The organism is Streptomyces bicolor (assembly GCF_000719285.1).
Classification (GTDB): domain Bacteria; phylum Actinomycetota; class Actinomycetes; order Streptomycetales; family Streptomycetaceae; genus Streptomyces; species Streptomyces bicolor.
Genome location: NZ_JOFS01000023.1, coordinates 21,220 through 47,819 on the forward strand (window position 1 = coordinate 21,220; position 26,600 = coordinate 47,819).

Here is a 26,600-nt window from a genome sequence, read left to right on the forward strand (position 1 = left end):
TCGCCGTGACGGGATCGCCGCGACCACATCGCTTCGACGGGATCGGTTCGATGAGAGGAAGCCCCCATGGGACGCAAAGCCGCCCTCCTCACCGCCGCCTGCGCCACCGCTCTCCTCGCCGCCGCCGGCACCCTCACCGCCCCGACCCCCGCCGTCGCCGCCGCCTGCGGCGAAGGCTCCTACCAGGCCGAAGCCGTGCTCAGCGGCGGCACCTGGACCGCGCGGCGCGGCAACAGCACCGTCTACGCGGGCGGTGACATGCGGGCCGCCGTTCAGGCCGCCGTGAACAGCCTCACCTCCGGGCGTACCGCCAAGGAGCGGGTGGTGGTGCGGGGTTCGGGAGCCATGTCCGCCGGGTCGCGCATCTCCCTGCCCAGCTACACCGTGCTCGACGTCTGCGGCACCATCAACGTCACCGGCAGCGGCTCCGGCGACCAGGCGCCCGTCTACTCCCGCGGCACCCGGGACGTGGAGGTCCAGCACCTGAACCTCACCGGCAGCCCGCTGTACGGCGTCTTCATGCGGAACGTCCAGAACGTCGTTCTCGGGCAGATCGACATGCGGCTCTCGGCGGGGCTGGGCGTGCGGATCGACAACCGCGGGGACACCAGCCAGTGGACGCGGAACGTCCGGATCGACAACGTGTACGTCTCCGGGGCCTCCAGCCACGCCGTGGAGACGTACGGCGTCGACGGCATCACCATCGGGACGGTCACCGCGCGCAATGTCGGCGAGTCGGGGTTGTTGTTCAACCAGACCATCAACGCCACCGTCACCAAGGTCGACGCCGAAAACGCCGGCACGGGCACCGGATACGCCGCGTTCCGTATGGCCAACCGCAACGGGCGCGTGGGCAGTTCCTACCCGACCAACATCCGGGTGGGCGAGGTCATCGCGCGCGGCGGCGGGCGCGGGGTGTTCTGCGTGTCCGAGAGCGGTGGGGCCGTCATCGACCGGGTGACCATCAACAACACCGGCAACAACTCGGTGCTGATCGAGAACTGCTACAACGTCAACCTCGCCGCCCGGAGCGGGACGATCAGTGGTGGCGGTGAGCTTCGGCTCGCGGCCCGGTCCGAGTTCCCGAACAACCGGGACATCACCGTGCAGAACCTGACCGTGACCAACTCGGCCATCAGGGAGAGTCCGTGCGGTGAGAACACCACGTTCCGGAACATCACGCGGGTGAACACCAGCCAGTCCATCTGCTGACGCGGGCCCGCCCGGTGGCGGGGGCTCAGCCCTCCGCCACCACCACCGCCGACGCCACCCCGGCGTCATGGCTCAGCGACACATGCCAGGACCGTACGCCCAGTTCGGCCGCCCGGGCCGCCACCGTCCCCGTGACCCGCAGGCGTGGCCGGCCGCTGTCCTCGACGAAGACCTCCGCGTCCGTCCAGAGCAGGCCCGCCGGTGCGCCCAGCGCCTTCGCGAGGGCCTCCTTGGCCGCGAAGCGGGCCGCGAGCGAGGCGACGCCCCGGCGTTCGCCGCTGGGCAGAAGCAACTCGCTGTCCAGGAACAGCCGTTCGGCCAGTCCGGGGGTGCGCTCCAGTGCCGCCCCGAACCTGTCGATCTCGGCCACGTCGATTCCGACCCCGATGATGCTCATGCCCAGCACCCTATGGGGCCTCGAAAGACGGGTGCTCAAAAGAGTGACCCCGCCGCGCGGCACCCCTCGCACCGCGGGCCCCCACGCTTCCCTGTGCGCATGATGAGCGGACGTATCGCATGTCGGAGCATCGCCTTGGTGCTCGCTGCGGCCACCTTGCTGCCCGTCGGCAGCGCCAAGGCCGACCCGGCGCCCCCGGCTTCCGGACCGCATTTCGACCCGGCGGCCCCGGTTTCCGACCCGCAGGCCGACCTCGCACCCTCGGCTCCCGCAACGCAGGCCGACCCGGTTTCCGACTCGCAAGCCGACCTCGCGCCGGTTTCCGACCCGCAGGCCGACCTCGCCCCGGCTTCCGACCCGCAAGGCGACCTCGCACCTCCGACTCCCGCCCCGCAGGCCGATCCCACGCCCCCGGCCTCCGACCCGCAGGCCGAACTCGTGCCCGGCATCCCCCTGAACCCGTTCGCGCCCGGGCAGACCGACACGCCCGACCAGGCGCTGCCGCCCGAGGTGTACACACCCAGCCCCGAGGAGGACGCCGTCGAGCCGCAGGACGCGGCGGAGGGGGCGTTCGACCCCGTGGAGTACGTCCCTCGTGAGGAGGCCACCGAGGAGGTGGAGTGCAGTGAGCGGACGGGGCCGCACCAGCGGCGGGTCGAGCGGTGGCTGAAGCTGGAGGTGGACGGGGAGCAGTCGGTCGCCGACTGCCGGGCCATCCGCGCCTTCCAGACCAAGCACAGGATCGAGCCCGCCAGCGGGTTCGCCGGGCCTGTGACATGGGCCACCATGCAGCTCGTCTCCGCCCGTAAGAACCCGAACGCCGAGAAGAAGTGCCCGGTGCGGGCGTACCGGGTCGCCTGTGTCGATCTCGACCGGCAGCTGACCTGGGTGCAGAAGGGCAAGGGGGTCGTGTTCGGGCCGGTGCCCATCCGCAGCGGACGGGAGGGGTACGGGACGCGGACCGGGTGGCACGCGATCTACTGGCGGCACAAGAACCACGTGTCGTCGCTCTACAAGAGCCCCATGCCCTACTCCCAGTTCTTCAGCGGCGGCCAGGCCTTCCACGGCGTCTACGGCAACCTCCACACCGCCGTGGGCTCCATGGGCTGCGTCAACATGACCCTGGACGACGCCCGGAGGCTGTGGGGGCTGTTGAAGAACCGCGACCGGGTGTACGTGTGGGGCCACCGGCTGGAGGAGTAGGTCAGGGGTCCGGCGCGGCGGCGTTGTCGGACCCCTCTGAGACACTGGGGGCGCGATGACAGAAACAACAGCCCTGCGAACCGCCCCCCTGCGCGCCCGCGCCGAGATCGATCTGGCCGCCCTGCGGGCCAACGTGCGGACCCTGCGCGCCCTCGCGCCCGGCGCGGCCCTGATGGCCGTCGTGAAGTCGGACGCGTACGGCCACGGGGCGGTGCGGTGCGCCCGCGCGGCCGTCGAGGCGGGCGCCCAGTGGCTGGGTACGGCCACGCCCGAGGAGGCCCTGGTGCTGCGGGCCGCCGGGCTGGACGGCGTACGGATCATGTGCTGGCTGTGGACGCCGGGCGGGCCCTGGCGGGAGGCCATCGAGGCCGATCTCGACGTCTCCGTGAGCGGGATGTGGGCCCTTCGGGAGGTCACCGAGGCCGCCGGACGGGCCGGCGCCGCCGCGCGCGTGCAGCTCAAGGCCGACACCGGGCTCGGGCGGGGCGGCTGCCAGCCGGGTGACGACTGGGCCGAGCTGGTCCGCGAGGCCCTGCGGGCCGAGGCCGACGGGCTGATCCGGATCACCGGGCTGTGGTCCCACTTCGCGTGCGCCGACGAGCCCGGGCATCCCTCCATCGCCGCCCAGCTGGACCGCTTCCGGGAGATGGTGTCGTACGCCGAGGAGCGGGGCGTGCGCCCCGAGGTGCGGCACATCGCCAACTCGCCCGCCACCCTCACCCTCCCGGACAGCCACTTCGACCTGGTGCGCACCGGGATCGCGACCTACGGCATCTCGCCCAGCCCCGAGCTCGGCAGCCCCGCCGACTTCGGGCTGCGGCCGGTGATGACGCTCTCGGCATCCCTGGCGCTGGTCAAGCATGTGCCGGGCGGCCACGGCGTCAGCTACGGGCACCGCTACACCACCCCCGGCGAGACCACCCTCGGCCTCGTCCCCCTCGGCTACGCCGACGGCGTCCCGCGGCACGCCTCCGGCGCCGGGCCCGTGCTGGTCGGCGGCAAGTGGCGGACGGTCGCCGGACGGATCGCCATGGACCAGTTCGTCGTCGACCTGGGCGGGGACGAGCCCGAGCCGGGCGCGGAGGCCGTCCTGTTCGGGCCCGGCGACCGCGGTGAGCCCACCGCCGAGGACTGGGCGCAGGCCGCGGGGACCATCGCGTACGAAATCGTCACCCGGATCGGAACGCGCGTTCCCCGCGTCTATAGGGATGCGTCCATGTGATGCGTTCGCTGTGATGCGGTCAGGTGACGCGGCCCCGTGGTGCTGCCACGCGGTATGTCTACGTGATTGTGGTCCTAGGAATGCGTGCGCGGGCATGCGTCCATAGGAGTGCGTCTATGTGAATGAGGAACGAGACGGGTAACCCGTAGGGCACACCGAACCGAACACCGGCACCATCGATCACCTACGCCACACAGCATCATCCACGTCACACAGGCACCACCCGACCCAGCGAAGAGGAGCGGTACGTGAGCGAGAGCAGCGCGGAGGCCGTCGCGGCCGTCGCCTCCGCCACGGGGGCGGCCGCGAACTGGCGCAGGGCGACCGGTATCGCCGGTGCGGCGATAGGCGTGATCGCGGCGGGCGCCGCGGCCGGCGTCGCCATAGAGCGGATGACGGTGGGCCGCGGCATGCGGCAGAAGGCCCGGCTCGCCCTCGACTCGGCGGGACCGTACGGCTCGCTGCGCGGCACACCCGGCAAGGCGCAGGCCGACGACGGCACGGAGCTGTACTACGAGGTCGACGACATCGACCCCGAGGCCGCCCCCGCCCTCACCCCGCGCCGGCGACGGCTCTTCGGCCGCAAGGCACCGGCCCCCGTCACCGTCGTCTTCAGCCACGGCTACTGCCTCAGCCAGGACTCCTGGCACTTCCAGCGCGCAGCGCTGCGGGGCGTCGTACGCACCGTGCACTGGGACCAGCGCAGCCACGGCCGGTCCGGGCGGGGCGTGGCCCAGACGCAGGACGGCATCCACGTCGACATCGAGCAGCTCGGGCGCGACCTCAAGGCCGTCATCGACGCGGCCGCGCCGGAGGGGCCGCTCGTGCTGGTCGGGCACTCCATGGGCGGGATGACGGTGATGGCGCTGGCCGACCAGTTCCCGGAGCTGATCCGCGACCGGGTCGTCGCCACCGCCTTCGTCGGCACGTCGTCCGGGAATCTCGGCGAGGTCAACTTCGGGCTGCCCGTCGCCGGGGTGAATGCCATTCGGCGGGTGCTGCCGGGCGTACTCAGGGCGCTGGGGCAGCGGGCCGAGCTGGTGGAGAAGGGCCGCCGGGCCACCGCCGACCTGTTCGCGGGGATCATCAAGCGGTACTCGTTCTCGTCCCGGGACGTCGACCCGGCCGTCGCCCGGTTCGCCGAGCGGATGATCGAGGGAACGCCGATCGACGTGGTCGCGGAGTTCTACCCGGCCTTCGCCGACCACGACAAGACCGAGGCGCTCGCCCTCTTCACCGACATGCCGGTGCTCGTCCTGGCCGGGGTGGGCGACCTCGTCACGCCCAGCGAGCACAGCGAGGCGATCGCCGACCTGCTGCCGGAGGCCGAGCTGGTCCTGGTGCCGGACGCCGGGCACCTGGTGATGCTGGAGCATCCGGAAGTGGTCACCGACCGGCTGGCCGACCTGCTCACCCGGGCGGGTGCCGTGCCCGCAGGGGCTACCGTAAGTGGCTATGGAAGCACCAGCAGCACCGCGCAACGCGGGTGACATCGAGCTCACCGTCACTTCTCCCGAACAGATGCGGGAACTGGGCCGCCGCCTCGCCAAGCTGCTGCGCGCGGGCGACCTCCTGATGCTCAGCGGGGAGCTCGGCGCGGGCAAGACGACGCTGACCCGGGGGCTCGGCGAGGGGATGGGGGTGAGGGGCGCGGTCACGTCCCCGACCTTCGTGATCGCCCGTGTGCACCCCTCCCTGGTCGACGGGCCGCCGCTCGTCCATGTCGACGCCTACCGGCTGTCCGGCGGCCTGGACGAGATGGAGGACCTCGACCTCGACGTCTCGCTGCCCGAGTCGGTGATCGTCGTGGAGTGGGGCGAGGGCAAGGTCGAGGAGCTGACCGAGGAGCGGTTGCAGGTCGTGATCCACCGGGCGGTGGGCGATACGACGGACGAGGTGCGGCACGTGACCGTCACCGGGCTCGGGGAGCGCTGGGCCGCGGTGGATCTGAGCGTGCTGTCCGCCTGAACGGGGGCCCTGCGGGGCGGGGGCCGGAGCGGGGTCGGCTCGCATGAACATTCCGACAAGACGTCGGCAAGATATTGCGTTCGTGGTCTTGCCCGTGGTCACATGGTATCCAGTCCGTAGTTAGGTGTACCTAACTACGTCCGCCCCCGGCCCCAGGAGGCGTCCATGCCGGCTTCAGAGAACAAGGTCCAGCAGCGGCCGCAGGTTGTCGCCGGGGTGTCCATGCGTGATCTGCTGGCGGCCGGTGCCGCCGCGAAGGTGATCTCGACGCCTCCGCGTGCTCCTGAGCCGGAGGTGGAGCGGGGGGCTGCTGGGCACGGGCATCGCGAAGCGGCTTAGCTCCGCTGGTGGTGCCGCTGGGTTGTGCCGGGATGGTGTCGTTGTGCGTCTGCGGCGCCGTGGGGGCTGGTCGCGCTCACGCGGCGGAGCCGCATATTCAGTACAGCCCCGCGCCCCTTGCGGCGTTGCCGTGACCGTTGCCCGGTCTGTTCAGGGGATTACTGCCACCAGGCGGCCGATTGTTGCGAACTCCCACATCGCGTTGCCGTCTGCGCGGGACTCGCGGATGCCGCCCGTCTTCGCCGTCGGGGCGGGCACCGGGGTCGCGCCGTCCACGGCGGCGCTGAAGCCGATGGTGATGTCCTCCACCTCGGTGAAGCGGACGACGTGCTCGACGGGGGTGCCGTCGGTGCCGGTGATCGAGTTGGAGCGGGACGTCACCGAGTAGACGCCCGGCGCGGGGTCGACCGTTCCGGGGGAGACGCGGAACGTGCGCTTGACCTTGTCGCCCTCACCGACCAGCCACACTCGCTCGCCGCCCACCGAGTACACGACCCGCACACCCGTACCGGACCCGGCGGGCAGCGCGGTGGGGTCCTTGCGGCCGTCGGGCGTCTGGGCGGTACCCACGTCGGGTGAGTTCGTCGCGTGCGGCCTGCCCAGGCCGTCCGGGACGCTCGCCGCGGCCTGGTAGGCGAGGAAGCCGACGGACGCGAGGGCTGCCAGGGTGAGCCCCGCCACGAATCCGGCGCTGCTGCTTGCCACCGTCGCCCACCTCGGTTGTTCGGTCGTACGTCGCGCTTTCGCTCGACCGTAGCAGTCGCCGGACGCCCGACCGGGGCGGCGCTTCCCGAGCCGCGAGCGCCGTAGGCTGTTTGCGTGCTCTTGCTCGCTCTGGATACCGCCACCCCCGCCGTCACCGTCGCGCTGCACGACGGTACGGACGTCATCGCCTCGTCGAGCCAGGTGGACGCGCGCCGGCACGGCGAGCTGCTGCTGCCGGCCGTCGACCGGGTCCTCGCCGAGGCCGGTGTGAAACTCGACGCCGTCACCGGCATCGTCGTGGGCCTCGGACCCGGCCCCTACACCGGACTGCGCGTCGGTCTGATGACCGCCGACACCTTCGGGCTGGTCCTCGGCGTCCCCGTGCACGGCGTGTGCACGCTGGACGGACTCGCCTACGCCGCCGACATCGAGAAGGGTCCCTTCGTCGTCGCGACCGACGCCCGGCGCAAGGAGGTCTACTGGGCGCGGTACGCCGACTCCCGCACCCGCCTGACCGACCCGGCCGTCGACCGGCCCGCCGACATCGCCGACCAGGTGGCAGGACTGCCCGCCGTCGGCGCGGGCGCGCTGCTGTACCCCGACACCTTCCCCAGCGCCCACGAACCCGAGCACGTGTCGGCGGCCGCCCTCGCGGGTCTGGCCGCCGAGAGGCTCGCGGCGGGCGAGGAACTCCCCGCGCCCCGGCCGCTGTACCTGCGCCGGCCCGACGCCCAGGTCCCCAAGAACTACAAGGTGGTCACCCCCAAGTGACCGAGCCCGTGACCCCTTCCGCCACTCCCTCCGGTCCCGTGCTGCGCGAGATGCGCTGGTGGGACATCGACTCCGTGCTGGAGCTGGAGAAGGACCTGTTCCCCGAGGACGCCTGGTCCCGGGGCATGTTCTGGTCCGAACTGGCCCATGCGCGCGGGCCCGAGGCGACCCGGCGCTATGTCGTCGCCGAGGGGCCCGACCGGGTCGTGGGATACGCCGGCCTCGCGTCCTCAGGGGACCTCGCCGACATCCAGACCATCGCCGTCGCCCGTGACCACTGGGGCACGGGGCTCGGCGGCCGTCTCCTCACCGAACTGCTGCGCGCCGCGAGCGACTTCGAGTGCGCCGAGGTGCTGCTGGAGTGCCGCGTGGACAACGTCCGCGCGCAGAAGCTCTACGAGCGCTACGGCTTCGAGGCGATCGGCTTCCGGCGCGGCTACTACCAGCCGGGGAACATCGACGCGCTGGTGATGCGACTGACCACCAAATCCAACAGCGGCTCCGCCGCGGGTTCACCTTCCGTACAAGGAACCGAGACCAATGACTGACGAACCCCTCGTCCTCGGCATCGAGACGTCCTGCGACGAGACCGGCGTCGGCATCGTCCGCGGCACCACGCTGCTCGCCGACGCCGTCGCCTCCAGCGTCGACGAGCACGCCCGCTTCGGCGGCGTCGTGCCGGAGGTCGCCTCCCGGGCGCACCTGGAGGCGATGGTCCCGACCATCGACCGCGCGCTGAAGGAGGCCGGGGTGAGCGCCCGCGACCTGGACGGCATCGCGGTGACCGCCGGTCCCGGTCTGGCGGGCGCGCTGCTGGTCGGCGTATCGGCGGCGAAGGCGTACGCGTACGCGCTGGGCAAGCCGCTCTACGGCGTCAACCACCTGGCCTCGCACATCTGCGTGGACCAGCTGGAGCACGGCGCGCTGCCGGAGCCGACGATGGCGCTGCTGGTGTCCGGCGGGCACAGCTCGTTGCTGCTGTCCTCCGACATCACCTCCGACGTCCGCCCGATGGGCGCGACGATCGACGACGCGGCGGGCGAGGCCTTCGACAAGATCGCCCGGGTGCTGAACCTCGGCTTCCCCGGCGGTCCGGTCATCGACCGGTACGCGCGCGAGGGCGACCCGGACGCGATCGCGTTCCCGCGCGGTCTGACCGGGCCGCGTGACCCGGCGTACGACTTCTCCTTCTCCGGCCTGAAGACGGCGGTCGCCCGCTGGATCGAGGCCAAGCGGGCGGCGGGCGAGGAGGTTCCGGTGCGCGATGTCGCGGCCTCCTTCCAGGAGGCGGTCGTGGACGTGCTGACCCGCAAGGCCGTCCGCGCCTGCAAGGACGAGGGCGTCGACCACCTGATGATCGGCGGCGGCGTGGCCGCGAACTCCCGGCTGCGGGCACTGGCCCAGGAGCGGTGCGAGGCGGCCGGCATCCGGCTGCGGGTGCCCCGGCCGAAGCTGTGCACGGACAACGGGGCGATGGTGGCGGCACTGGGCGCGGAGATGGTAGCGCGGGGCCGGTCGGCGTCCAGCTGGGACCTGTCGGCGGACTCCTCGTTGCCGGTGACGGATCCTCATGTGCCGGGGAGTTTCGGGGACGAGAGCCAGGGCCACGGGCACGGGCACGGTCACGACCATGTGCACGAGGTCAGCAAGGAGAACCTGTACTCGTGACGGTCGCGCTCATGTGGGAGGCGCGGGCGGTTCCCGGGCGGGGCGAGGAGCTGCTGGCCTGGGCCCGGGCTCAGGAGCTGCCGCGCCGGCCCCTGCGCCGGGAGACCTTCCGGGCGCCCCAGGACCGGGTGCTGGTGATCACGTGGTGGAACGCTCCGTACGATGCCGATCTTCCGGAAGTCCCGGAGCCGACGGCGGAGTTGGTGACCCGGGCGGTGCATCGCTGGCGGTTCGAGTCGGTCGGCGCCGACTGACCGACAGTTCCCACGGCCTGCTCTCGACGTGGCCCCGCCACAGCAGCAGGCCGTTCCCGCGCTCCCAGCGGGCGACCGTCGCGGCCTCGCCCAGCCAGTCAAGTGCCGACATCAGGGGGAACACGGCCACCCACGGCCACCAGAACACGGCCACGGGCAGCGTGGGCACGAAGTACCGGAAGAACAGGCCTCGGCTGAACCAGCTGTCGCGCAGGGAGGCATGGGCAGGCAGCACCGCGCGGGTGTCCTCGACGGAGACCGCCTTCTCGAACCGTCGTACCTCACTGAAGCCCTTGATCCTGGTCATCTTGAGGAGATTCCAGACCACGAGCCAGGCGAGCAGGAGGGCGAAGAACCCCAGCGTGCGGGGTTCCACCGAAGGGAAGCCGCGAACGAGGAACGCCACCGTCACGCTGACGGCAGTGGAGGCGAGCACCGAGAAGGCGGCCCGCAGTTCGTGGTGAAGCAACCTGTCCATGGCTCCCCCGTCGCCTTCGGGCGCGGAGGCTACTCCACCCCCGACACCTCCGTCGCACAGAGGAGCCGCCGGTCGGGGCCGAGGACCCGGACAGGGCCCGTGAGGTTCAGTCGTGCCGTGTGGCGCACGTCCGCGCTGGACGCCGCCAACCGTAGTTCGAGGGCACCCGGCTCAACCACCCGCCGCCCTGAACGGTCGGTGAACGCCGAGAGATCCGTGTGGAACCGGAAGGTCACCCGCGCCGCCTCGCCGGGCGCCAACTCCACGCGCTGATAGCCGATCAGCCGTACGTCCGGGCGGGTCACCGACGCCACCGGGTCGTGCAGGTACAGCTGCACGACCTCCGCGCCCGCGCGGTCGCCCGTGTTGCGGACGGTCACCGCCATGTCGTACGAGCCGTCCGTGCCGATCTCCGCGTCCCCGGCCTCCGCAGCCCCGTCCCCCGTGGCCTCCCACGCGAACGACGTGTACGACCGCCCGTGCCCGAACGCGTACAACGGCGTCGGATCCAGGTTGCTCACCTCCCCCGCCAGCCCCAGCGGCGGCTGGAGGTACGTCCACGGCTGCCCCCCGGGCACCCGCGGCACGCTCACCGGCAGTCGCCCCGACGGGTTGACGCGGCCCGACAGCACTCCCGCGACTGCCGGGCCGCCCTCCTCCCCCGGGAAGAACGCCTGGACGACGGCGGCCAGTCGCCCGTGCCAGCGGCCCAGCGCGTACGGGCGGCCGGTGAGGAGGACCAGGACCACCGGGACGCCGGTCGCCACCAGCCTGTCCAGCAACTCGCCTTGCACTCCCGGTAGTTGGAGGTCCGTCACATCGCAGCCCTCGCCCGACGTGCCCCGCCCGAACAACCCCGCCCGGTCGCCCAGTACCGCCAGGCACACATCCGCCTCCGAGGCCCGTGCCACGGCCTCCTCGAAGCCCGCCGTGTCCGGGTCCGAGACCCCGCAGCCGTCGGCGAACGTCACCTTGGCGTCGGGAAGTTCGGTGCGCAGCGCCTCCAGGACCGTCGGGATCTCGATGCCCATCGGCACCTCGGGGTGGTGCGTGAGGACGTGGGAGGGGAAGGAGTAGCAGCCCAGCATCGCCAGGGCGTCCGCCGCGCGCGGGCCGACGACCGCGATACGGGCGTCGGGGGGCAGCGGCAGGACACCGTCCGGGTTGTCCAGCAGGACCACCGACTCCTCGGCCACCCGGCGGGCCAGGGCGCGGTTCGCGGGGGAGTCCAGGTCGAGGCGCTCCGTGGGCGGCTCCGGGTTCCAGTCCTCGTCCAGGAGGCCCAGCTCGCACTTCTGGAGGAGCACCCGGCGGGCTGCCCGGTCCACCAGCTCCTCCGGGACCTCGCCCGCCCGGACCGCCTCCACCAGCGGTTTCCCGTAGCACTTCACGGTCGGCAGCTCCACGTCGATACCGGCCGCCAGGGCCGCGTGCGCCGCCTGTGCCGGGCTGCCCGCCACGCGGTGCAGGGTCTCAAGGAAGCCGATGCCGAAGTAGTCGGCCACGACCGTCCCCGTGAAACCCCACTGCTCGCGGAGGAGTTCGGTCAGCAGTGCCGGGTCCGCCGAGGCCGGCACGCCGTCCGTCTCGTTGTACGCCGCCATCACCGACCGCGCCCCGCCCTCGCGCAGCGCCATCTCGAACGGAGGGAGGGTGACGTCCGCGAACTCCCGGACGCCCGCCCGTACCGGCGCCAGGTTGCGCGCGCCCGCCGAGGACGCGTACCCGGCGAAGTGCTTGAGCGTCGCGACGACCCCGGCCGACTCCAGGCCCCGGACGTAGGCCGCGCCGATCGTGCCGGTCAGGTACGGGTCCTCGCCGACGGTCTCCTCGACCCGGCCCCAGCGCGGATCGCGTACGACGTCCAGGACCGGCGCGAGGCCCTGGTGCACGCCGACCGCGCGCAGGTCGCGGCCGATGTGCCGGGCCATCTCCTCGATGAGCGGCGGATCGAACGACGCCCCCCAGGCCAGCGGTACCGGGTAGGCGGTGGCCCGCCATGCCGTGAAGCCCGCCAGGCACTCCTCGTGGGCCACCGCCGGGATGCCGAAGCGGCCCGCCTCGGCGATGCGGCGCTGGGCGCGGGCCAGTGCCTGCGCGCCCAGCGCCGGGTCCACGGGGGCGGTGCCGAAGGAGCGGGTGAGCTGGCCGAGGCCGTGGGTGATCAGCTCGGCCCAGTCGTAGTCGACGGTCATGTCGTGCTGGTGCGGGGCGACTCCCTCGGCCCGTGCCTCGCCGTCCGTGGCGGCGCCCACCCACACGCCGTACAGCTGGGCGGTCTTCTCCTCCAGGGTCATCCGGGGGAGGAGGTCGTCGACGCGGGCGGCGGCGGGCAGGGCGGGGTCGCGCCAGGGGGCGGTGGTCATGAAACTCCTGTCGGGGCGATGGCCCACTCGCGAATGTTTCGTTATTCACCTCGAATGTTCCGGGAACTTAGGGGTGGCGAGAAGGGTTCGTCAAGAGGCCGCGCAGGGATACGATCGCCGCCATGACAGCCCGTGAGCCCGTTGAAACCCGGACGACAGATTCGGAAAGCCGGTCGACCGAGTCGGTGAACCGGTCGGCGACGTCGAAACCCCGGACGACCGCGACCGCGGCATCGACGACCGGCCGGTCCGCGCAGACCGCGACGCTCGCCGAGATCGCCCGCGAGGCCGGTGTCTCCGCGCCGACTGTTTCGAAGGTCCTCAACGGCCGTGCCGACGTCGCCCCGGCCACCCGCACCCGTGTCGAGGGACTGCTGCGCGCCCACGGCTACCGGCGCCGCCGCGCCGAGGCCAGCCGCTCCCCCTTGATCGACCTGGTCTTCCACGAGCTGGAGAGCGCGTGGGCGATGGAGGTCATCCGGGGTGTGGAGAACGTCGCCCGGGACGCCGGCCTGAGCGTGGTGCTGAGCGAGAGCGCGGGGCGGCTGACCCCCGGCCGGACCTGGGCCGACCAGGTCGCCGCCCGCCGCCCGCACGGCGTCATCCTCGTGCTGTCCGGCCTGGACGAGTCCCAGCGTGCCCTGCTGACCAGCCGCTCGATCCCCTTCGTGGTGATGGACCCGGCGGGCGACCCGGGCGCCGACGTGCCGTCCATCGGGGCCACCAACTGGCAGGGCGGCCTCGCCGCCACCCGGCACCTGGTCGAGCTGGGGCACCGCAGGATCGGTGCGATCACCGGGCCGTCCCGGATGATGTGCAGCCGCGCCCGCATCGACGGCTACCGCGCGGCCCTGGAAACGGCGGGGCTCCCGGTCGACCAGGACCTGATCCGGCCCGGCGACTTCCATCACGAGACCGGCTACCGGCAGGGCCTGGAACTGCTGCGCCGCCCGGACCGGCCGACCGCCGTCTTCACCGGCAACGACCTCCAGGCGCTCGGGCTGTACGAGGCCGCGCGCGAGCTGGGGCTGCGGATTCCGGAGGACCTGAGCGTGGTCGGCTTCGACGATCTGCCGGTCACCCGCCTGGTGGGACCACCGCTGACGACCGTACGGCAGCCGCTGATGGAGATGGCGGAAGCGGCGGCGAAGCTGGTCCTCGACCTGGCGCGGGAGGAGGGAGCGCCGGCGGCGACTCGGGTGGAGCTGGCGACGAGTCTGGTGGTGCGCAGCAGTACGGGGGAGCCTCCAGCGGTTTAGCAGGAGCGGCCTGTTGCTCTCTTGACGGGTGTTGCGGGGCGTCTCACACTTCACCGAAGCCAATCGGTTGTTCGACCGAAACTTTCGGGGCCCCGCAATGAGATCTCTGGCATCGCCCAGGCCCTCACCATCTCGCACCGAAACCGGCGTAACGCCTCGTACAACGGGACGGTTCCCGACGGCAGTTCGGTGACCTTCGGGGAAGTCTGAGAATTTCCGAAGAAAACCCGGTCTGACGTTCCTGGCCGTAATAATTCGGACTTACGTTCCTCTCTGTGACTGGACGAGACGAGAACGGGGACGACGGCAGACGAACGGGCCGGCGGTCGAGGGCGCTGAAGACCGCCGGCTTCGTCCTGGTGGGCGCGCTGGTGCTGGGCGTGGGGACGGCCGGCTGGGCCTACTGGCAGCTGAACGACAACATCACGAGCGTCGACATCAACAGCGCCCTCGGCGACAACCGCCCACCGAGGGCGATGACGGCACCGCAGTCCTCGGCGTCCGCGTCCCCCCTGCCCACCGGGTCCCTGAACATCCTGGTCCTGGGCTCGGACTCGCGCAGGGGCGAGGAGAACCAGGAACTGGGCGGCGGCAGCAGCACGGGTGCCCGCTCGGACACGGCGATGGTCGTCCACCTCGACGCCGGCCGCACCGAGGCGACGGTCGTCAGCATCCCGCGCGACACCCTCGTCACCCGGCCGTCCTGCCCCCTGTCGTCGGGTGGCTCGACGGAGGTGGCCCACAACGCGATGTTCAACAGCGCGTACGCGATCGGCGGCCCCGTCTGCGCGGTGAAGACGGTCGAGTCGATCACGAACATCCGCATGGACCACTACATCGAGATCGACTTCTCGGGCTTCGCGAAGCTGGTGGACGCGCTGGGCGGTGTCACGGTCACCACGGACGAGGACATCGACGACGAGGACAGCCACCTCCGACTGGAGGCAGGCACGCATCACCTGGACGGGGAGCGGGCACTTGCCCTGGCCCGCACCCGGCACGGTATAGGCGACGGCAGTGACCTCGGCCGCATCGGCCTGCAGCAGAAGCTGGTGAAGGCCCTCCTGGACCAGATCTCCGCCACGTCCCTCCTCACCGACCCGGCCCAGCTCTACCGCGTCGCCGACGCGGTGACGGGCAGCCTCACGACGGACACGGGACTGGACTCGCTGAGCGAGCTGATGAGCCTCGGACAGAGCCTGAGCGGCCTGTCGTCGGACGCCGTGCGGACGGTGACGATGCCGGTGGTGCCGGCGCCTTCGGACCGCAACCGGGTGGTCGCCGAGGAGCCGGAGGCGGGGAGCCTGTGGGAGTCCCTGCGCTGAGAAAAAACCTTCGAAGAAATCCTGAGGGCGTGTCGATCCAGGGGTGTGCTGATCGACGCAAGGGTGAGAGGCCGGGAAGGACCCGGTCACCGACCCTGAGGAGTCACCATGCCGCGCTACCTGTCGCTCGTCCGGATCGACGAGTCCACCGCGCCCGCCGAGGGCCCCAGCCCCGAGCTGATGCAGCGCATGGGGGAGTTGCTGGAGGAGATCACCAAGGCCGGCGTGATGCTCGACAACGCCGGCCTCACCCCGTCGGCGCAGGGCACCCGCGTGCACTGGGACGGGGCGAAGACCTCCGTCACCGACGGGCCCTTCACCGAGTCCAAGGAAGTCATCGGCGGCTACGCGATCATGCAGTGCAAGGACAAGGCCGAGGCGCTGGAGTGGGCCTCGCGGTTCCTGAAGGTCCACGGGGAGGAATGGCAGGTCACCTGTGAGGTGCGGGAGATCGTCGAGGGCTGACCTGCCCTCCTTGGATCCACGGCCGCAGGGGTGTTGCATGGTGGGCTGTGACCTCGCAGCCCACCGACGACCGACGCGGAACCGTGGACACGACGGCGACCGTCGAGACCGTCTTCCGCATCGAGTCCCCCCGCGTCATCGCCGCCGTCACCCGCCTGGTCCGCGACGTCGGCATCGCCGAGGAGCTCGCGCAGGACGCGCTGGTCGCCGCGTTGGAGCAGTGGCCCCGGGACGGCGTCCCAGACAACCCCGGCGCCTGGCTCATGGCCACCGCCAGGCACCGCGCCGTCGACCTGATCCGGCGCCGCGAGAACTACGCCCGCAAGCTCGCGGAGATCGGCCGCGACCTGGAGACGACCGCGCCGCCCGAGGAGCCGTCCGACCCCGAGGACATCGACGACGACCTGCTCCGCCTGGTCTTCACCGCCTGCCACCCGGTCCTGTCGCCGCAGGCCCGGATCGCCCTCACGCTCCGCCTGCTCGGCGGTCTGACGACACCGGAGATCGCCCGGGCGTTCCTGACCCCGGAACCGACGGTCGCCCAGCGCATCGTCCGCGCCAAGCGCACGCTCGCCACGCAGAACATCGCCTTCGAGGTCCCGTACGGCCCCGACCGCGAGGCCCGCCTCGGCTCGGTCCTGGAGGTCATCTACCTGATCTTCAACGAGGGCTACGCCGCCACGGCCGGCGACGACTGGCTGCGCCCGGCCCTGTGCGAGGACGCGCTGCGCCTGGCCCGCGTGCTGTCCGGGCTGATGCCGAAGGAGCCGGAGGTGCACGGCCTGACCGCGCTCCTGGAGTTCCAGGCCTCCCGTACGGCGGCCCGCACCGGCCCGTCCGGGGAACCGGTCCTCCTCAAGGACCAGAACCGCACCCGCTGGAACCGCATGCTCATCGCCCGCGGTATCAGGGCGCTGGCCCGCGCGGACGCCACGGCCACCGGCGCCCTGGGCCCGTACGCCCTCCAGGCGGCCATCGCGGCCTGCCACGCGCACGCGTACCGCTACGAGGAGACGGACTGGAAGACCATCGCCACCCTGTACGGCCTCCTCGCCGCCCGGGCCCCTTCCCCCGTGGTCGAGCTGAACCGCGCGGTCGCCGTCTCGATGGCCGAGGGCCCGGAGCCCGCCCTGCGGATCGTCGACACGATCGCCTCCGAACCCGCCCTCCGCGACTACCACTTGCTGCCGAGTGTGCGCGGCGATCTGCTGCTCCGTCTCGGCCGTACGGCCGATGCGCGGGCGGAGTTCGAGCGGGCGGCGGAGCTGACGCGGAACGAGCGGGAGCGGGAACTGTTGCTGCGCCGGGCGGCGAAGACCTGGTGACTCAGGCCGGCCGGCCCACCAGCATCGTCGGCGCACCCGCCACCCGCGTCAGGAACACCGTCGCCGAATGGGGCCCCTGAGGCCTGACCTTCTTCCGCAGCTCCTCCGGCTCGACGGCCGACCCCCGCTTCTTCACGGTCAGCGTGCCGACCGCCCGCTCACGCAGCAGCGCCTTCAGCTTCTTGACGTTGAAGGGCAGTTGGTCGGTGATCTCGTACGCCGTCGCGTACGGCGTCGGCCGCAGCTCGTCCGCCGTGACGTACGCGATGGTCGCGTCGATCAGCCCGCCGTCCAACTGCCGAGCGACCTCGGCGACCAGGTGCGCGCGGATGACGGCGCCGTCGGGTTCGTACAAGTACCGTCCGACGGGCCGGACTTCAGGGTCGCTGAGCTGCTGGGACAGCAACGAGCGCGGGCCGGGCAACAGCGTTGCCCGCACCGCCCCCGGCTCCGTCCCGAACCACAGCACCGCCTCCTTCACATCACCACCGTCCGAGATCCACTCGGCCTCGGCGTCGTCCGGGATCGCCTCATGGGGAACGCCCGGCGCGATCTTCAGCGCGGCGCGTGGCGCCTTCCGCGCCGCCTCCACGGCCCAGGACAACGGCGGTGAATACGCCTCGGGATCGAAGATCCTCCCGCGGCCACCTCGCCGCGCCGGATCGACGAACACGGCGTCGTAGCCGCCCGTGTCCACCCCGACGACATCCGCCTCCCGCACCTCGACCAGATCCCCGAGCCCCAGCGCCTCGACATTCGCCCGCGCCACCGCCACCGTCACCGGATCCCGGTCCACCGCCAGCACCCGGACCCCCGCCCGCGCGAGCGCGATCGCGTCACCCCCGATCCCGCAGCACAGGTCGGCGACCGAGCCGACCCCCAGCTCCGTCATCCGCCCGGCCCGATACGCCGCGACGCTCGCCCGCGTCGACTGCTCGACCCCGTTCGGCGTGAAGAACATCCGGCCCGCGTCCGCCGCCCCGAACTTCGCCACCGCCCGCTGCCGCAACCGCGCCTGCCCGAGCGCGGCCGACACCAGCTCGGCGGGGTGCTCGCGGCGCAGCCGGGTGGCGACGGCGAGTTCGTCGGCGGGTTCGGTGTCGCGCACGGCGTCGAGGAGGGCGCGGCCCTCGGGGGTGAGGAGGGCGGAGAAGGAGGCGAGGTCGTTCACCGGGTCATTGTCGGCCAGCCGGTGGGCTGTTCGCTCACGCTTGCTCGTCCGCTCCCTGTGGGCCAGTCGGTGGATGGTCCGTCCCCCGGCGGCGGTGTCGGCCCGGCTTCGGGGCGGGTGGCTGCGAGGATCCGGCTCCATGCGAGTAGTAGGACAAAATGACAAAAGTCGCCGCAATGGTGGAGCTGCAGGGTGTGGCCATGTAGCGCGTGGCGGGATCGCTCTCCTCGCCGTCGCCGCCATCGCCGCAGGCTGTGCGCCGCCCGGCGACGGCGGATCCCAGTCCGCACTCCCCTCCCCGAGCCGGCAGCCCCTGGAGGCCCCGCACGCCAAGGGGCCTCAGGCCAAGGAACCCCTGGCCAAGGGGCCGCACGCCAAGGACGCCCCGCCCAAGAAGTTCCGGTCCGCCCAAGCCGCCCGGGTCGCCGCCGCGAAACACTGGCGTCTGGCCGGAGTCCCGCTCACGCCCCCGCCGCCCCCGGCGAGGAAGCCGGCGATCACCACCCGCGCGGGCTTCGAGGTCGACGGGCACGAGGAGCTGGGCCTCCCGCCGGTCTTCACCACCGTCCCCACCAAGCAGAAGGTCGTCTTCCTCACCATCGACGACGGCGCCGAGAAGGACCCGGCCTTCCTGCGGATGATGAGCGACCTGCAGGTGCCGTACACCGCCTTCCTCAGCGACTACCTGATCAAGGAGGACTACGGCTACTTCGAGCGGATGCAGGCGAACGGCGTGGTCCTGAACAACCACACCCTCCACCACCCCTACCTCCCCGCCCTGTCCTACCTCCGCCAGAAGCGCGAGATCTGCGGAATGCAGGAGGTGATCGAGGAGCGCTACGGCAAGCGCCCGCTGCTCTTCCGCCCGCCCTTCGGCAACTACGACAGGAACACCCTGCGCGCCGCCAAGCGCTGCGGCATCCGGTACGTCCCCCTGTGGAACGAGGAGGTCTTCGTCGACCGCTGGGACTACCGAGAGTGGGACCGGAAGATCCGTCCGGGTGACATCGTCCTCACTCACTTCCGGGGCAGGGAGGACTGGAAGGGCACAATGCCCGACATGATCCGCCGATTCCTGAACAAGGTGACGGCCGAGGGGTATGCGGTGGCCCGGCTGGAGGACTACCTGTGAGGTCGGCGCCGGTCCTGGGGGTGCGGGCACTGGCGTCCGTCGTCATGGCGTACGCCCTGCTCGCCGGATGCGCCGAGGCGGCCGGGCCGGTCGCCCCCGACCGAGCCGCACGGCCGAGCGGGACGTCGGCACACGACGCACGGCCGGCGAAGGACCCGACGCCCAGGGCACAGCCGTACCGCCGCTGGGGCCTGACCGCCCCACTGCCCGCGCCCCCGTCCCCGCCCACCCGGCGCCCGGCGTCACGCGCGGGCGGCGCGCTGCCCGTCGTGGACCGCGTCCCCACCCGCGACCAGGTCGTCTTCCTCACCTACGACGACGGCGCCGAGAAGGATCCCCGCTTCGTCGACATGGTCCGTGAACTGCGGCTGCCCGTCAGCATGTTCCTCACGGACAGCGTGGTCGGCCCGGGCTACGGCCACTTCGCGCGGCTGCGCTCGGTGGGCGCGTCGATCCAGAACCACACCCTCGACCACGCCGCCCTGCGCGGACTGCCGTACGCGGGCCAGCGCGCCGAGATCTGCGGCCAGCAGAACAAGCTCCGCGCCCGCTTCGGCATCCGCCCCCAGCTCTTCCGCCCGCCCTACGGCACGTACGACGCCACCACGCTCCGCGCGGCCGCCGACTGCGGCATCGCGGCCGTCGTGCTGTGGCGGGCCGCGATGGAGGGCGACGGCGAGCTGACGTACGCGAAGGGCCCCGATCGGCTGCGCGCCGGCGACATCGTCTCCGTCCCTTCGGGTGAACCGACCGGGCTGAGTTTGAGGGAGCGGACGACGAGGCTGCTGCGGGAGATCCAGGGGCGGGGGCTGACGGTGGGCCGGTTGGAGGACTACGTCTGAGGGAACTTTTCAGCGCTGGTCACGCATCTCAGCCCGTCCGGCGTTTGAGGACGAGGCCCGTTCAGGGCCGAAAGCGGGGGTCTGGGGGCGCAGCCCCCAGGAGGGCCACGGCAACGCCGGTCACCGAAACGCGGCTCAGCCGGCCCAGCGCATTGGCACTCCGCTTGACCGAGTGCTAATCACGGTCATAGTCTCAGGTCTGGCACTCCCCCCTGGAGAGTGCCAACAACGCGACGGGCAGGTCCGGCACCCGCGACGACGGATCGACCTGGTCGCCACCTCAGACAGTTAACCCCGTGAGATCTCCGAAGGGGGAGGTCGGATCGTGACGACCGCCAGCTCCAAGGTTGCCATCAAGCCGCTCGAGGACCGCATCGTGGTCCAGCCGCTGGACGCCGAGCAGACCACGGCTTCTGGCCTGGTCATCCCGGACACCGCGAAGGAGAAGCCCCAGGAGGGCGTCATCCTCGCCGTGGGCCCGGGTCGCTTCGAGAACGGCGAGCGCCTTCCGCTCGACGTGAAGGTCGGCGACATCGTGCTGTACAGCAAGTACGGCGGCACCGAGGTGAAGTACAACGGCGAGGAGTACCTCGTCCTCTCGTCCCGCGACGTGCTCGCGGTCATCGAGAAGTAAGACCACCTCGAGCATTTTGCTTCCAGCTGCGCCCCTGGCCCCCGCGACCACATAAGAAGCCGGGCGCCCGGGGCGCAGTGTCTTTTTGAACCCACAGATTCCGAGAGGGCTCCCGCTGTCATGGCGAAGATCCTGAAGTTCGACGAGGACGCCCGTCGCGCCCTCGAGCGCGGCGTCAACAAGCTGGCCGACACGGTCAAGGTGACGATCGGCCCCAAGGGCCGCAACGTCGTCATCGACAAGAAGTTCGGCGCCCCCACCATCACCAACGACGGTGTCACGATCGCCCGTGAGGTCGAGATCGAGGACCCGTACGAGAACCTCGGCGCGCAGCTGGTGAAGGAGGTGGCGACCAAGACCAACGACATCGCGGGTGACGGTACGACCACCGCCACCGTGCTCGCCCAGGCGCTGGTGCGCGAGGGCCTGAAGAACGTGGCCGCGGGTGCTTCCCCGGCGCTGCTGAAGAAGGGCATCGACGCGGCCGTCGCCGCCGTCTCCGAGGACCTCCTCGCGTCGGCGCGCCCGATCGACGAGAAGTCCGACATCGCCGCCGTGGCCGCGCTGTCCGCCCAGGACCAGCAGGTCGGCGAGCTCATCGCCGAGGCGATGGACAAGGTCGGCAAGGACGGTGTCATCACCGTCGAGGAGTCCAACACCTTCGGTCTGGAGCTGGACTTCACCGAGGGCATGGCCTTCGACAAGGGCTACCTGTCGCCGTACTTCGTGACGGACCAGGAGCGCATGGAGGCCGTCCTGGAGGACCCGTACATCCTCATCAACCAGGGCAAGATCTCCTCCATCCAGGACCTGCTGCCGCTGCTCGAGAAGGTCATCCAGGCCGGTGCCTCCAAGCCGCTGCTGATCATCGCCGAGGACGTCGAGGGCGAGGCCCTGTCGACCCTGGTCGTCAACAAGATCCGCGGCACCTTCAACGCGGTCGCGGTCAAGGCCCCCGGCTTCGGTGACCGCCGCAAGGCGATGCTGCAGGACATGGCGGTCCTCACCGGCGCCACGGTCATCTCCGAGGAGGTCGGCCTCAAGCTCGACCAGGCCGGTCTGGACGTGCTGGGCTCCGCCCGCCGCGTGACGGTCACCAAGGACGACACGACCATCGTCGACGGCGCCGGCAAGTCCGACGACGTCCAGGGCCGCGTCGCCCAGATCAAGGCCGAGATCGAGAACACCGACTCCGACTGGGACCGCGAGAAGCTCCAGGAGCGCCTCGCGAAGCTGGCCGGCGGCGTGTGCGTGATCAAGGTCGGCGCCGCCACCGAGGTGGAGCTGAAGGAGAAGAAGCACCGCCTGGAGGACGCGATCTCCGCGACCCGCGCCGCGGTCGAGGAGGGCATCGTCTCCGGTGGTGGCTCCGCTCTGGTCCACGCCGTGAAGGTCCTCGAGGGCAACCTCGACAAGACCGGCGACGAGGCCACCGGTGTCTCCGTGGTCCGCAAGGCCGCCGTCGAGCCGCTGCGCTGGATCGCCGAGAACGCCGGTCTCGAGGGCTACGTCATCGTCTCCAAGGTGGCCGAGCTGGAGAAGGGCAACGGCTACAACGCCGCGACCGGCGAGTACGGCGACCTGGTCAAGGCCGGCGTCATCGACCCGGTCAAGGTCACCCGCTCCGCCCTGGAGAACGCCGCCTCCATCGCCTCCCTGCTCCTGACGACCGAGACCCTGGTCGTCGAGAAGAAGGAAGAGGAAGAGCCGGCGGCCGCCGGTGGCCACGGCCACGGGCACGCCCACTGAGGCACGCACCACCTGAAGAAGCCCCCCGCTGCTGTCGCAGCGGGGGGCTTCTCCCTTCGCGGGCGATTCACCGGCCTTCCCGCGGCCGGGTCACTGACCGAGTACCCCCAGCTGCTCCAACAGCCCCGCCCGGTCGTAGAGCCAGTGGCTCTCGCAGATCCTGCCGTCCCGGAACCGCTGCCAGGTCATGCCCTGCATGGCCACGTCCTGCCCGGTGGCGGGAATCCCCAGGAACTCACCCTTGTGCCGGGCCACCCACATCCACCGGGTGCACACCTGGTCGTCCTGGGCCATCTGATCGTCGATCCGGAACGTGAAGTCGAAGGCGGCACGCCACCCCGCGTACTGCTCCCGTACCCCGGCGACACCCTGCACGGGCTCCGGATACGACGGATCGTGATCCACGTAGTCGTCGGTGAGGTGCTCCCCGATGCTCTCCGGCGCCATCTTCCCCATGTCCGCGAAGAAGGCGCGCGCCGCCAGGACGTTCAGCTGTTCGTCCCGGACCACGTCGAGATCGGTGAACGTCGGCGTCTCGTCACAGAGCGCGACCATCTCCTGGAAGATCCGATCGGTCTCGGGGAGGTTGGAATTGCGCATCGCGTCCTCGTACGACGGAAACTCCACGATCTCGATGAAGTGCGCCGAGTCGGACCGGTCCTTCCCGATGATGTCGTGCGTCGCCGTCCGCTTCCCCTTGGTCTGCTCGACCCACCTGTCCATCAGCCGGTTCATCTCGTCGAAGCGGCTGGTCCTGCAGTCGATGAGCTGTACGAAGGTCATGACGTCGTCGCCTCCCGGCTTTCCTGGGTGCGGCTGGACAGCACCATTGTGCTCGCGGGAAGGGCGCCGTGCCTGTTGGGGCTCCGGCACGGGAGCACGGCCGGGTCAGGCCGGCGCCGGTGATGCGCTCGGCTCACCGGGAACAGGTGCGCCGCTTCTCGCGTCCCTGGAACTGCCCGGCCGTGACAGCGAGTTGAGGGCCCTCGCTGCCTCTGCGCGGCCGAGTCGCATTCCGCAGCGGCTCACTGCGGCCCGTACTTCCGCCCCGTCTTCGAACTGATCCCGCCGAGCACCCCCCTCGGCGCCATCTTCACCAGCCCCATCAACGCCTTGTACCGAGGATCCGGAATCGACACGGCCTTCCCGCGCGCCAGGTCGTCGAGCGCCGCCGCCACCAGCTTGTCCGCGTCGAGCCACATCCACCCGGGAATGTTGTCCGTCCCCATCCCGGCCCGCTCATGGAACTCGGTCCGCACGAACCCCGGGCACAGCGCCATCAACCGCACCCCGCTCCCGGCCAGGTCACGCGCCGCCCCCTGGGTGAACTGCACCACCCACGCCTTGGACGCGCCGTACGTCCCGCGCGGCAGGAAGGCCGCCACGGAGGCGACGTTCACGACACCGCCCCGGCCCCGCTCCCGCATCGCCTCCGTCGCGGCCGACGTCAGCCGCAGAACCGCCTCGCAGTGCACCTTGAGCATCTTCAGCTCGTCGGCCATGGGGACCTCGAGATAGCGGCCCTTGTTGCCGAAACCGGCGTTGTTGATCAGCAGGTCGACGGGGTTCCGGCGGTCGCCGAGGCGGGCGGCGACGGTCTCGATGCCGGTGTCCTCCGCGAGGTCGGCCGTCAGCACCTCCGCCTCGATGCCGTGCCGGTCGTGCAGCTCGGTCGCCTGCTCCCGCAGCCGCTTGGTGTCCCGGGCCACCAGGACGAGGTCGTGCCCGTCAGCCGCCAGCCGCCGCGCGAAAGCGGCGCCGATGCCCGCGGTCGATCCCGTAATCAATGCCGTTGTCATGGCCCAAGATTAGTGACCCGGACCGGGAGCATCCGTTTTACTGCACAGGCCCCGCCGATCAGTGAAGCCCCGGCGAAGACACCTCGGCCATGAGCACCCGTCACCTCCCCCACGTGACGATCCCTCAGACTCCGTACTTCGCCGCGTACTTCCGAGCCGCCTCCAACGACTCCGGATGCAGTGCGTCCCCCGCCGCCAGCAGCCGCGGCAGCAGCGTCCGCTCCGTCGTGACCGCCCGGAACTGCAGCGCCACCGTCACGTCGTGATCCGGGCGACGGACGATCCGCAGCGCGTCGCCCGCCCGGACCTCACCCGGCTCGATCACCCGCAGATACGCACCTGGCGCCCCCTTGGCCGTGAACCGCTTCACCCACTGCTTCTCACCCACATGGCCCTGGAAGGTGCGACAGGGAATCCGCCCGCTGGTGACCTCCAGCACCACCTCGGAACCGATCCGCCAGCGCTCGCCGATCAGCGCGTTGGAGACGTCCACGCCCTCCGTCGTGAGGTTCTCGCCGAACCCGCCGTTCGCCAGCGGCCGACCCAGCTCACGCTCCCAGTCGTCGAGGTCCTCACGCGCCACCGCGTACACGGCCTGGTCGTCGCCGCCGTGGTGCAGGGTGCTGCACACGGCATCCCCGGCCAGCCCGCTCGCGCCGATCCCCTTCGGCCCGGGCGCCGCCACCCGTACCGGCCCCTCCACGGGCCGCTTGTCTATCCCGGTCAAGCCTTCCGGGTGGTCCGTGTACGGCACGTACTTCCGGCGACCCAGGTTCACAGACAGAAGCTTCATGGCCCGCACGGTAGGCGACCGGTGTCAAAGCGTCCATGCGTTATTCGGCGACATGTCCAAGGCTGGCTTATGCTCGACCTGTGATCGAGGCTCGTCATCTCCGTGTGCTGCGCGCCGTCGCCGCCAGCGGTTCCTTCTCGGCGGCGGGGCGCGAACTGGGCTGCACCCAGCCCGCCGTCAGCCAGCAGATGAAGGCCCTGGAGGCGTCCGTCGGCACGCCCCTGCTGATCCGCAGCGGTCGCGAGATGCGGCTGACCCAGGCCGGCGAGGCGCTGGTGCGGCACGCCGCCGGGATCCTGGCGGGACTCACCGCCGCCGAGGAGGAGGTCGCCGCCATCGCCGGGCTGCGCGCCGGGCGCGTCCGCCTCGTCTCCTTTCCCAGCGGCAGCTCCACCCTCGTCCCGACCGCCCTCGCCGCGCTGCGTGCCGCACACCCGGGCACCCGCGTCTCCCTTGAGGAGGCCGAACCGCCGCAGTCCGTCGAGCTGCTGCGCGAGGGCGACTGCGACGTGGCCCTCGCCTTCCGGTACGAGGGCGCGGCTCAGGAAGACGAGTGGGACGACCTCGTCGTACGCCCGCTGCTGACCGACCGGCTCGTCGCCCTCGTCCCCGAACGTCACCGGCTCGCCCGCACCGCGCCGTCGGGTTCCATCGCCATCGGGGAACTCGCCGCCGAGCCGTGGATCGCCGGATGCCCGCGCTGCCGGGGCCAATTGATCGAGGTGTGCGAGAGCGCCGGCTTCACGCCCCGCATCGACTTCGCCACGGACGACTATCCGGCGGTGGTCGGCCTCGTGGGCGCCGGCCTGGGCGTGGCCGTCCTGCCCCAGCTCGCCGTCGAGTCCGTACGGCCGCGAGGGGCACGCATGGTGACGCTGGAACCGGCGGTGCGGCGGGAGATCGTCGCGCTCACCCTGCCCGACCTGGCACAGGTGCCGGCCGTGGCGGCGACGCTGGAGCAACTGGCGCGGGCCGCCGCGCGATAGCCGGCACCGGAAAGAAGGCCACGCGCGCGTGGCGCGGAGGCGGAAAGAAGGCCGCAGACGCGGGCGAAGAGAAGGGCACGCGTGCGCGTGCCCCGATTGCAGAAACGTTCCTTCAGCTGTTCGGGCCGGTCTCCCCGCTGGTCGTCGACGCCGCGACCAGCCGGTTGCGCGCCCGCCCCATGAGTTCCTCGCGCTCGTCCTCGGTCAAGCCGCCCCAGACGCCGTACGGTTCGCGCACCGCCAGCGCATGCGCCGCGCACTGCGCGCGCACCGGGCACCTCATGCAGACCTCCTTGGCCGAGTTCTCGCGAGCACTCCGAGCCGCACCGCGCTCACCCTCCGGATGAAAGAAGAGCGAGCTGTCCACCCCGCGACAGGCGGCCAGGAGCTGCCAGTCCCACAGGTCCGCGTTCGGTCCGGGAAGGCGGGAGAAATCTGCCATTGCGTGACCCCTTGTAGCCGTTCTTGGCGGATACGGTGTCCACGACCGTACATCTACGATCTAAGGAGATGAAAATATGACTCATTGCGAATCTA

The 26,600-nt window shown here is 71.3% G+C and carries 28 protein-coding genes; 19 read left to right on the forward strand and 9 right to left on the reverse strand.

Annotated elements, in window-relative coordinates; genetic code table 11:
• Nucleotides 1–66: 66 nt before the first annotated feature.
• Nucleotides 67–1,212, forward strand: coding sequence for a hypothetical protein (locus tag IF78_RS0127930; protein ID WP_031477480.1), 1,146 nt, complete (start codon nucleotides 67–69; stop codon nucleotides 1,210–1,212).
• Nucleotides 1,213–1,237: 25 nt separating this feature from the next.
• Here IF78_RS0127930 and IF78_RS0127935 read toward each other — a convergent pair whose 3' ends face one another.
• The gene (locus IF78_RS0127935) at nucleotides 1,238–1,609 is read right to left on the reverse strand and encodes a holo-ACP synthase (RefSeq protein ID WP_031477481.1); all 372 of its coding nucleotides are present in this window, start codon (nucleotides 1,607–1,609) and stop codon (nucleotides 1,238–1,240) included.
• Nucleotides 1,610–1,747: 138 nt separating this feature from the next.
• Here IF78_RS0127935 and IF78_RS46540 point away from each other — a divergent pair, with 138 nt between their 5' ends.
• The 5 genes from IF78_RS46540 to IF78_RS48970 all read left to right on the forward strand — a co-directional run bounded on the left by IF78_RS46540 (nucleotide 1,748) and on the right by IF78_RS48970 (nucleotide 6,341).
• On the forward strand, nucleotides 1,748–2,812 hold the full coding sequence (locus IF78_RS46540) for a L,D-transpeptidase family protein (RefSeq protein ID WP_031477482.1): 1,065 nt from the start codon (nucleotides 1,748–1,750) through the stop codon (nucleotides 2,810–2,812).
• Between the two features lie 55 nt (nucleotides 2,813–2,867).
• Entirely contained in the window at nucleotides 2,868–4,034 is a 1,167-nt protein-coding gene (gene alr, locus IF78_RS0127945) for an alanine racemase (protein WP_031477483.1), read from the forward strand.
• Nucleotides 4,035–4,282: 248 nt separating this feature from the next.
• Nucleotides 4,283–5,524: an alpha/beta fold hydrolase gene (locus IF78_RS0127950; RefSeq protein WP_031477484.1), complete on the forward strand. Its 1,242-nt coding sequence runs from the start codon at nucleotides 4,283–4,285 to the stop codon at nucleotides 5,522–5,524.
• Nucleotides 5,490–6,002, forward strand: a complete 513-nt coding sequence (gene tsaE / locus IF78_RS0127955) for a tRNA (adenosine(37)-N6)-threonylcarbamoyltransferase complex ATPase subunit type 1 TsaE (protein ID WP_031477485.1) — start codon at nucleotides 5,490–5,492, stop codon at nucleotides 6,000–6,002. The genes IF78_RS0127950 and tsaE overlap by 35 nt, the downstream gene beginning before the upstream one ends.
• Nucleotides 6,003–6,167: 165 nt before the next feature.
• The gene (locus tag IF78_RS48970) at nucleotides 6,168–6,341 is read left to right on the forward strand and encodes a hypothetical protein (RefSeq protein WP_167348335.1); all 174 of its coding nucleotides are present in this window, start codon (nucleotides 6,168–6,170) and stop codon (nucleotides 6,339–6,341) included.
• Nucleotides 6,342–6,491: 150 nt separating this feature from the next.
• Here IF78_RS48970 and IF78_RS0127960 read toward each other — a convergent pair whose 3' ends face one another.
• On the reverse strand, nucleotides 6,492–7,046 hold the full coding sequence (locus IF78_RS0127960; RefSeq protein ID WP_031477486.1) for a hypothetical protein: 555 nt from the start codon (nucleotides 7,044–7,046) through the stop codon (nucleotides 6,492–6,494).
• A gap of 114 nt (nucleotides 7,047–7,160) precedes the next feature.
• Here IF78_RS0127960 and tsaB point away from each other — a divergent pair, with 114 nt between their 5' ends.
• Genes tsaB through IF78_RS49835 form a run of 4 tightly spaced genes read left to right on the forward strand, consistent with a single transcriptional unit; the run spans nucleotide 7,161 to nucleotide 9,739 of the window.
• Nucleotides 7,161–7,817, forward strand: a complete 657-nt coding sequence (gene tsaB, locus IF78_RS0127965; protein ID WP_031477487.1) for a tRNA (adenosine(37)-N6)-threonylcarbamoyltransferase complex dimerization subunit type 1 TsaB — start codon at nucleotides 7,161–7,163, stop codon at nucleotides 7,815–7,817.
• Nucleotides 7,818–7,867: 50 nt separating this feature from the next.
• The gene (gene rimI / locus IF78_RS0127970) at nucleotides 7,868–8,365 is read left to right on the forward strand and encodes a ribosomal protein S18-alanine N-acetyltransferase (protein ID WP_031477488.1); all 498 of its coding nucleotides are present in this window, start codon (nucleotides 7,868–7,870) and stop codon (nucleotides 8,363–8,365) included.
• Nucleotides 8,358–9,485 carry a tRNA (adenosine(37)-N6)-threonylcarbamoyltransferase complex transferase subunit TsaD gene (gene tsaD / locus IF78_RS0127975; RefSeq protein ID WP_031477489.1) on the forward strand — a complete coding sequence of 376 codons (1,128 nt, stop codon included), beginning with the start codon at nucleotides 8,358–8,360 and terminating at the stop codon, nucleotides 9,483–9,485. Before rimI ends, tsaD begins: the two co-directional genes overlap by 8 nt.
• Nucleotides 9,482–9,739 (forward strand): hypothetical protein, encoded by a 258-nt coding sequence (locus tag IF78_RS49835; protein ID WP_078662616.1) that lies wholly within the window; start codon nucleotides 9,482–9,484, stop codon nucleotides 9,737–9,739. The genes tsaD and IF78_RS49835 overlap by 4 nt, the downstream gene beginning before the upstream one ends.
• Here IF78_RS49835 and IF78_RS48570 read toward each other — a convergent pair.
• The gene (locus tag IF78_RS48570; RefSeq protein WP_031477490.1) at nucleotides 9,624–10,217 is read right to left on the reverse strand and encodes a hypothetical protein; all 594 of its coding nucleotides are present in this window, start codon (nucleotides 10,215–10,217) and stop codon (nucleotides 9,624–9,626) included. The two genes, IF78_RS49835 and IF78_RS48570, sit on opposite strands and share 116 nt — an antisense overlap.
• Nucleotides 10,218–10,246: 29 nt before the next feature.
• A complete protein-coding gene (locus IF78_RS0127985; RefSeq protein WP_031477491.1) occupies nucleotides 10,247–12,583 on the reverse strand; it encodes a beta-xylosidase/alpha-l-arabinosidase in 2,337 nt (778 codons plus the stop codon).
• A gap of 122 nt (nucleotides 12,584–12,705) precedes the next feature.
• On the opposite strand from IF78_RS0127985, the gene IF78_RS0127990 reads away from it, so the two are divergent.
• The 4 genes from IF78_RS0127990 to IF78_RS0128005 all read left to right on the forward strand — a co-directional run bounded on the left by IF78_RS0127990 (nucleotide 12,706) and on the right by IF78_RS0128005 (nucleotide 16,957).
• Complete coding sequence (locus IF78_RS0127990; protein WP_031477492.1) at nucleotides 12,706–13,842, forward strand: LacI family DNA-binding transcriptional regulator; 1,137 nt, start codon at nucleotides 12,706–12,708, stop codon at nucleotides 13,840–13,842.
• A 275-nt stretch (nucleotides 13,843–14,117) separates the two neighbouring features.
• Nucleotides 14,118–15,167 carry an LCP family protein gene (locus IF78_RS0127995; RefSeq protein WP_031477493.1) on the forward strand — a complete coding sequence of 350 codons (1,050 nt, stop codon included), beginning with the start codon at nucleotides 14,118–14,120 and terminating at the stop codon, nucleotides 15,165–15,167.
• A 108-nt stretch (nucleotides 15,168–15,275) separates the two neighbouring features.
• Nucleotides 15,276–15,632, forward strand: coding sequence for a YciI family protein (locus tag IF78_RS0128000; protein ID WP_031477494.1), 357 nt, complete (start codon nucleotides 15,276–15,278; stop codon nucleotides 15,630–15,632).
• A gap of 47 nt (nucleotides 15,633–15,679) precedes the next feature.
• Nucleotides 15,680–16,957, forward strand: coding sequence for an RNA polymerase sigma factor (locus tag IF78_RS0128005; RefSeq protein WP_031477495.1), 1,278 nt, complete (start codon nucleotides 15,680–15,682; stop codon nucleotides 16,955–16,957).
• A gap of 1 nt (nucleotide 16,958) precedes the next feature.
• On the opposite strand, the gene IF78_RS0128010 is transcribed toward IF78_RS0128005, so the two are convergent.
• Entirely contained in the window at nucleotides 16,959–18,128 is a 1,170-nt protein-coding gene (locus tag IF78_RS0128010) for a class I SAM-dependent methyltransferase (RefSeq protein WP_031477496.1), read from the reverse strand.
• Between the two features lie 139 nt (nucleotides 18,129–18,267).
• Between IF78_RS0128010 and IF78_RS0128015 the strand changes: the two genes are divergently transcribed.
• The 4 genes from IF78_RS0128015 to groL all read left to right on the forward strand — a co-directional run bounded on the left by IF78_RS0128015 (nucleotide 18,268) and on the right by groL (nucleotide 22,485).
• The gene (locus IF78_RS0128015; protein ID WP_078662618.1) at nucleotides 18,268–19,260 is read left to right on the forward strand and encodes a polysaccharide deacetylase family protein; all 993 of its coding nucleotides are present in this window, start codon (nucleotides 18,268–18,270) and stop codon (nucleotides 19,258–19,260) included.
• Between the two features lie 44 nt (nucleotides 19,261–19,304).
• Nucleotides 19,305–20,102: a polysaccharide deacetylase family protein gene (locus tag IF78_RS0128020; RefSeq protein ID WP_031477498.1), complete on the forward strand. Its 798-nt coding sequence runs from the start codon at nucleotides 19,305–19,307 to the stop codon at nucleotides 20,100–20,102.
• Nucleotides 20,103–20,427: 325 nt separating this feature from the next.
• A complete protein-coding gene (gene groES / locus IF78_RS0128025) occupies nucleotides 20,428–20,736 on the forward strand; it encodes a co-chaperone GroES (protein WP_031477499.1) in 309 nt (102 codons plus the stop codon).
• Nucleotides 20,737–20,856: 120 nt separating this feature from the next.
• Entirely contained in the window at nucleotides 20,857–22,485 is a 1,629-nt protein-coding gene (gene groL / locus IF78_RS0128030; protein WP_031477500.1) for a chaperonin GroEL, read from the forward strand.
• 90 nt (nucleotides 22,486–22,575) lie between these two features.
• Here the strand turns inward: groL and IF78_RS0128035 are convergent, their stop codons facing one another.
• The 3 genes from IF78_RS0128035 to IF78_RS0128045 form a co-directional block, all read right to left on the reverse strand.
• Nucleotides 22,576–23,268, reverse strand: a complete 693-nt coding sequence (locus tag IF78_RS0128035) for an ester cyclase (protein ID WP_031477501.1) — start codon at nucleotides 23,266–23,268, stop codon at nucleotides 22,576–22,578.
• Between the two features lie 242 nt (nucleotides 23,269–23,510).
• Entirely contained in the window at nucleotides 23,511–24,284 is a 774-nt protein-coding gene (locus IF78_RS0128040) for an SDR family NAD(P)-dependent oxidoreductase (protein ID WP_031477502.1), read from the reverse strand.
• A 124-nt stretch (nucleotides 24,285–24,408) separates the two neighbouring features.
• Nucleotides 24,409–25,077, reverse strand: coding sequence for an MOSC domain-containing protein (locus IF78_RS0128045; protein WP_031477503.1), 669 nt, complete (start codon nucleotides 25,075–25,077; stop codon nucleotides 24,409–24,411).
• Between the two features lie 80 nt (nucleotides 25,078–25,157).
• Here IF78_RS0128045 and IF78_RS0128050 point away from each other — a divergent pair, with 80 nt between their 5' ends.
• Nucleotides 25,158–26,063 (forward strand): LysR family transcriptional regulator, encoded by a 906-nt coding sequence (locus tag IF78_RS0128050; RefSeq protein ID WP_031477504.1) that lies wholly within the window; start codon nucleotides 25,158–25,160, stop codon nucleotides 26,061–26,063.
• Nucleotides 26,064–26,175: 112 nt separating this feature from the next.
• On the opposite strand, the gene IF78_RS0128055 is transcribed toward IF78_RS0128050, so the two are convergent.
• On the reverse strand, nucleotides 26,176–26,505 hold the full coding sequence (locus tag IF78_RS0128055; protein WP_031477505.1) for a WhiB family transcriptional regulator: 330 nt from the start codon (nucleotides 26,503–26,505) through the stop codon (nucleotides 26,176–26,178).
• Nucleotides 26,506–26,600 lie beyond the last annotated feature (95 nt).